Source organism: Lutibacter sp. (assembly GCF_046055765.1).
GTDB lineage: Bacteria > Bacteroidota > Bacteroidia > Flavobacteriales > Flavobacteriaceae > Lutibacter.
The window spans coordinates 1-6,096 of sequence record NZ_JASFZF010000087.1 but is presented as its reverse complement, the minus strand read 5'-3'; the positions used below and the strand labels follow the sequence as shown (position 1 = coordinate 6,096).

The 6,096-nt window shown below is 28.2% G+C and carries 5 protein-coding genes; all 5 read left to right on the top strand.

The window, feature by feature from the left end; all coding sequences use genetic code 11:
* The first annotated feature begins 100 nt into the window (after positions 1-100).
* A complete protein-coding gene (locus tag QM495_RS08785) occupies positions 101-856 on the top strand; it encodes a hypothetical protein (RefSeq protein ID WP_408671732.1) in 756 nt (251 codons plus the stop codon).
* Positions 857-1,172: 316 nt separating this feature from the next.
* Positions 1,173-1,376, top strand: coding sequence for a helix-turn-helix domain-containing protein (locus tag QM495_RS08780; protein ID WP_408671731.1), 204 nt, complete (start codon positions 1,173-1,175; stop codon positions 1,374-1,376).
* Entirely contained in the window at positions 1,373-2,578 is a 1,206-nt protein-coding gene (locus QM495_RS08775) for a DNA cytosine methyltransferase (protein ID WP_408671730.1), read from the top strand. The genes QM495_RS08780 and QM495_RS08775 overlap by 4 nt, the downstream gene beginning before the upstream one ends.
* Positions 2,578-4,863 (top strand): sensor histidine kinase, encoded by a 2,286-nt coding sequence (locus QM495_RS08770; RefSeq protein WP_408671729.1) that lies wholly within the window; start codon positions 2,578-2,580, stop codon positions 4,861-4,863. Before QM495_RS08775 ends, QM495_RS08770 begins: the two co-directional genes overlap by 1 nt.
* Complete coding sequence (locus QM495_RS08765) at positions 4,863-5,756, top strand: hypothetical protein (protein WP_408671728.1); 894 nt, start codon at positions 4,863-4,865, stop codon at positions 5,754-5,756. The genes QM495_RS08770 and QM495_RS08765 overlap by 1 nt, the downstream gene beginning before the upstream one ends.
* Positions 5,757-6,096 lie beyond the last annotated feature (340 nt).

Sequence of the window (6,096 nt, the reverse complement as noted above, 5' to 3'; positions counted from 1 at the left end):
ATTACACCTATCTTTGGATTATAAAACACCAAATATGGTATATAAATTAACAGCGTAAATTCAATTTAACCTGTAGCCGTATTTTAGGACTAGACATTAGATGAAAAAGATTTTTACAATATTGATTTTAGTATTTATAATTTCGAGTTGTTCGAGAAATGAATATGAACAAAAACTTATTGGAAATTGGAATAACTATCCTAATGGAGGGAGATCAAATATAAAGTTTTACAATGATTCTGTTATAACTTACGAATATTATTTAAAACGAAAAGGAACTTGGAAAGCGAATAAATCAGAAATACAATTTCACTTCCCTAAAAGAATTGATGGATATAGAGAATATTACACTCTTGATTACAAAGTTTTAAACGATACTCTTTTGATTAAAAATAAGAACGATAAAGAATTTTTAATCCCTGGTTTATTTAGGGTTTCGGATTATTGGAACCATTTTTTACGAGAATTAAAAATGGATATTGACTTACCGAAAGCTGATTTTAAGCTTATTAAAAACGATTCTATGGTCTTTGGAATTGATTTATATGTTGGGTTTAAAGATAAAAAAGTAATTATAAAGAATTTTAGGAAAGAGCTTCATTTAGATAGTGAAATTGAAGGATTGGTATTTTCTGAACGTGCAATGAGAAAAGAAAATGAGGAGAAATATTTATATTTTAATCTAATCATTGACAAAAAAGTAAATGAAAAAAAAGTGGATTCTTTAAAACAAATATTAAATAGATTTCCAGAAATGAAAATATTTAGAGTTTATAAAAATGATACTGCAAATTATGGAAAGTATGATTTAAAAAACACTGGAGAATATTGGAATTGGTATGGGAAATATGAATGATAAAAACTATTGCCAACAATGGGTATAATTCATTGCTGGGTTTGGTAAAAGTCCGACAAACTTTCTGTATATTTAACCTGATTTCTAGCCCGAAAATCCTAGCGGATTTACAGCAACGAAATCATAACCCTAAACCGTTGTGTTTCATACTACCAGTCGCATATTTTACACATTTATTTTTTCGCCACCTCACAAGCCCATCTCAAAAAAATAAAAGAGTAAAATCTTCCCAGCGCACAAAAAAACATACTGAATTTTGATATATTATTGTATCTTTGAATCGTAATGATTTATATTGAAGCCGAAAATTGACACAATGAATAGAATTAAAGAAATATTAAAAGAGCAAGGAAGAAGTCAAATCTGGTTGGCTGAACAAATTGGTAAGAGTTATAATGTAGTTACAAACTATTGTAATAATCATTCTCAACCAAGTATTCCAGTTCTAAATTCTATATCTGAGATATTAGACGTTGACGTTAGAGAATTACTTGTTTCAAATAAAAAGTTAACTAAATGAATGATAAAAGAACATATATAGACCTTTTTGCAGGCTGTGGAGGATTGTCATTGGGATTACATAATTCTGGTTGGAAAGGACTATTTGCTATTGAAAAAAGTCCTGATGCTTTTGAAACATTAAAGTTCAATTTAATAAAGAAAAAAAAGCATTTTGATTGGCCTAATTGGTTTCCACAAACAAATCACGATATTAATGAAGTACTATCAAACTATTCAGGCAAATTACAGTCTTTAAGAGGTGAAATTGATTTGGTGGCTGGTGGGCCACCTTGTCAAGGATTTTCAATGGCAGGAAGACGAATTGAAAATGATTCAAGAAACGATTTGATTAACTCTTATATTAAATTTATAGACCTTGTTCAACCAAAATTAATTTTCTTTGAAAATGTAAAAGGTTTTACTTTAGGCTTTAAAAATAATGACAAGAAAGGTCGCGCCTACTCATCATATGTTGTAGAACAACTTGAAAAATTGAACTACTCTGTAAAAGGAGAATTAATAAATTTTTCAGAATATGGTGTTCCACAAAAACGAACAAGGTTTATTTTAGTTGGAATACACAATGATGTTTTAAAGAGAAATACATCTATTGATAAAGAATCTTTTTTCAACAAAATAAAAGAAAATAAAGAGAAATTTTTAGTTAATAAAAATTTGATTATTAATCCTACCTTAGAAGATGCAATTTCTGATTTGTTACAAAACAACGGAACAATTGATTCCGAAACACCAAATTTCAAAGCAGGAATTTATGGAGAAACTAAATCGAAATATCAAAAATTTCTTAGAAAGTATAAACGAAAAGAAAACCAGGTTGATAGTCATAGATTTGCAAAACATACAGAAGTAGTAAAAAACCGATTCCAAATTGCTTTAAATGAAGGCTTGAAAAGTAATGAATATAGAAAACGTTTTCAACTTAAAAAAAGTAGTACTAAAATCTTAGAAGCGAACAAACCAACACCTACAATTACAACTTTGCCAGATGATTACATTCATTATTGTGAACCAAGAATAATGACAGTAAGAGAATACGCAAGAATACAATCTTTTCCAGACACTTATCAATTTAAAGGCAAGTACACTACTGGTGGTAAAAGAAGAACACAAGAAGTACCAAGATATTCACAAATTGGAAATGCAATTCCACCGTTATTTGGAGAACAAGCAGGACTAATTTTAAAAGAACTTATAAACTAATGCAGAAAAATGCTTTACAATTTCGGATAAGTTCTGCCTTGAAAAATATTATTGGTAGTGATTTAATCAGTGATGATTTTATTGCTGTATTTGAATTAGTCAAAAACTCTTATGATGCTCACGCAACAAAAGTTGAAATGATATTTGAAAATATTTATTCCAAAGATGCCAAAATCATTATTAAAGATGATGGTAAGGGAATGAATTATGAGGATTTAATCAATAAATGGTTATTTCTTGCATATTCAGCAAAAAAAGAAGGAACAGAAGAAGATAGTTATGATTACAGAGATAAAATAAAAGTAAAACGAGCATATGCAGGTGCAAAAGGAATTGGTAGATTTTCTTGCGATAGATTGGGTGCTGAATTGTATCTTGAAACAGTAAAAGAAGAACCAAACCCCAAAGTTGAGACATTATTAACTGAATGGGACAAATTTGAAGAAGATTTAAAAGCAGAATTTGTTAATATTAGTGTATTACACGAAACAATTCCAGAAAGTAATTACGATTTAAAAAAGGGAACAGTTTTAGAAATTACAAATCTTAAAAGTGATTGGGATAGAGAAAAATTATTAAAATTAAAAGATGCTTTAGCAAAATTAATTAACCCAAATACACAAGTAAAAGATGATATTTTTACAATTGAATTAGTCGTTCCAGATGAAATTGAAAATGACAAAAAAGAAACTCAATATCGTAAAATTGTTAATGGCAAAATCCAAAATTTAATTTTTGATACACTTGATATTAAAACAACTAAGATTGTAAGTAAAGTTTCAGATAAATCGATAAATCAAATTGAAACATCACTCTATGAAGGAGGAAAATTAGTTTATAAAATAATAGAGAATAATCCTTTTGAAAATCTTCATAATGTAGAAGGAACTATTTACTATATGAACCGTTCTGCAAAATATACTTTTTCAAGAAGAATGGGAATACAACCTGTCCAGTATGGTCATATTTTCGTGTATAAAAATGGATTAAGAATCTATCCATACGGAGAAAGAGGTGCTGACCCATTGAAAATGGATAATCGAAAAGCACAAGGTAGAACAAGATATATTGGAACAAGGGAAGCACTAGGATTTATCTCGATAAACAACCCAAACGATAAACTAAGAGAAACATCAAGTAGAGGTGATGGATTGATAAAAACAGACGCATATTTAGACTTATATGATTGGTTTTATTTTACTTTAAGAAGAGTTGAGAAATATATTATTGATATTGTAGATTGGGGAAATGACTTGTCAAATGAGGACTATATAAAGTTAGATGACCAAAGTAAGCAAGATGCGATTAAGTCATTAATCTCAAACTTAACTAAATCTAAACAATTAATTTCTTTTGAGGTCGCACCAGAGATATTTGAAATAATAGATAGAAAACAGGAACAATCTACAAAAACCGCACTTTCACAAATAAAAAATGAACTTGAAAGTGGTGATTATGATAAAGTTGCGATTGTTGAAAGTTTAAAGAAAGTAGAAAAAAATCTTGATTCTCTTAAAAAATCCACAGATGAAGCAACTGATGAGGCATTAGATAAATTAATAAAAAATGAAGAACTTGAAATAAACCTTGAAACTGAAAAGAAAAAAGGGGCATTCCAAGGTTCATTAATAGGAACTGATAAAGAACGTATCATTGGACTTCAGCATCAAATTTTTCATTCATCAAGTCGCATTAGTAGAAACTTAAAACTTCTAATAAACCACTTAGGAACAGATAGTATTGATGATAAAACAAAAAAGCATATAAGAATAATAGCATTAGAGTCTTCTAAAATTAATTCTATTGCGAATTTTGTGACTAAAGCAAATTTCAACTTAAAAGCATCTGAAATTGAAGAAGATATTGTATCTTTTATTAAAGATTATATCACAGAAATTTATTTAATAGAAGATAATGTAATCGATATAGATATGAAAGTTGATTTTATCGACAAATTCAAGTCTGAATACATCAAAGAGTTTCGCCCTTTAGAACTAACAACAATTTTTGACAATCTAATATCTAATTCAGAAAAAGCCAAAGCAAAAAATATTGAAATTCTATTTAAGAAAAATAAAGACAAGTTAGAAATTCAATTTAAAGATAATGGTAAAGGTATTCCTAAAGAGAATTTAGAAAATGTTTTTGAATTAGGATATACAACAACAAAAGGCTCTGGAATAGGTTTGTTTCAAGTTCAAGATTTGGTAATAAATAGTTTAAATGGAAATGTATCAATAACTTCAATAGAAAAAGAAGAAACAATAATTAAAATAGTGATATAATGAAACTCGAATATAAAATACTATGGTTAGATGATAAAATTAAAGATTTTATTGAAGATGGCTTTATTGAAGAAGTTGAAGAACATCTTTTGGATAATAATTTTATCCCAATAATAATTCCTGTTTCGAAAACAGAAGATTTTTTCAGAGAACTGGACTCATCATTTGATTTAATATTAACGGATTACCATCTGAATAATGATGAAAATGGAGAAAAAGTTATCAAAGAATTAAGAAAAAATTCTGTAATGACAGAAGTTCTTTTTTATACTGCCAAAGCGGATTTAACTGACGCAAAAAAAATTGATAGAGTTTCGTTTCTTGAAACAGGTCGAAAAGTTGGAACTGAGCATATTGAAAATGTTATTGCAAAAACAATGGATTTAATTGACTTAACAATCAAGAAATTTCAGCATATCGTATCAATGAGAGGAATGATAATGCAAGAAACGAGTTCATTAGATGTTGAAATGGAAATCATACTTAAAAAACTTATTTCTAAATCCGATAATTCTGATACTATAATTACAACAATTATTCAAAAATATATAAAGTCAAATGAAGAGTTTAGTGCAAGTATTAAGGATTTAACTATTGAAGATTTAGAACAAATTTCTTTTAAAATAGGTGCATCACATAGGTGGAGAGCGTTAAAACGGAATTTACCTAATGGAAATATCAAAACGATTCTAAATGATTATGAAAATGAAATTATATCAATTAGAAATAAGTTTGCTCACGCTGTTTTAAAAGTTGATAAGGATGGGAGAGAATACTTTGAAAACAGAAAAGAAGGAATTGATTTCAATAATGATTTTTGTAATCAAATTAGAAAGAACATAATCAAACATAAAGAGAATTTAGAGAAATTAAATGCAGAATTAGAAAAATAGCCTACGCATAAGCCATACACATTTGCAATTCGCTCAAAAAAGCCAACAGCACCAGCCAAAATTGCAAAAGAGTATGTCTTGCCAACGCTATCAGCAGAACGGAAAATAAAGTACGAAAACACAACACCGTATAAAAATAATAGCCGAAATAGTAGTAAATATGAACATTGTAGCCCGCAAAAACATTAGTAGTAAATTGAAAAATTCTACTTCCGAAATCGGCTACTATTCTTATACAAACCGTTGGGCAACATTAAGAACGAAAAAAAAATAACAAGAAAAATTAAACTATGAAAAAAACATTTATGAGTATTTTCCTATTAGGAATTATGAACTTTGC

Coding starts and splice junctions, on each gene's coding strand:
- QM495_RS08780 (WP_408671731.1), top strand. CDS start 1,173: ATGAATAGAATTAAAGAAATATTAAAAGAGCAAGGAAGAAGTCAAATC.
- QM495_RS08775 (WP_408671730.1), top strand. CDS start 1,373: ATGAATGATAAAAGAACATATATAGACCTTTTTGCAGGCTGTGGAGGA.
- QM495_RS08765 (WP_408671728.1), top strand. CDS start 4,863: ATGAAACTCGAATATAAAATACTATGGTTAGATGATAAAATTAAAGAT.
- QM495_RS08785 (WP_408671732.1), top strand. CDS start 101: ATGAAAAAGATTTTTACAATATTGATTTTAGTATTTATAATTTCGAGT.
- QM495_RS08770 (WP_408671729.1), top strand. CDS start 2,578: ATGCAGAAAAATGCTTTACAATTTCGGATAAGTTCTGCCTTGAAAAAT.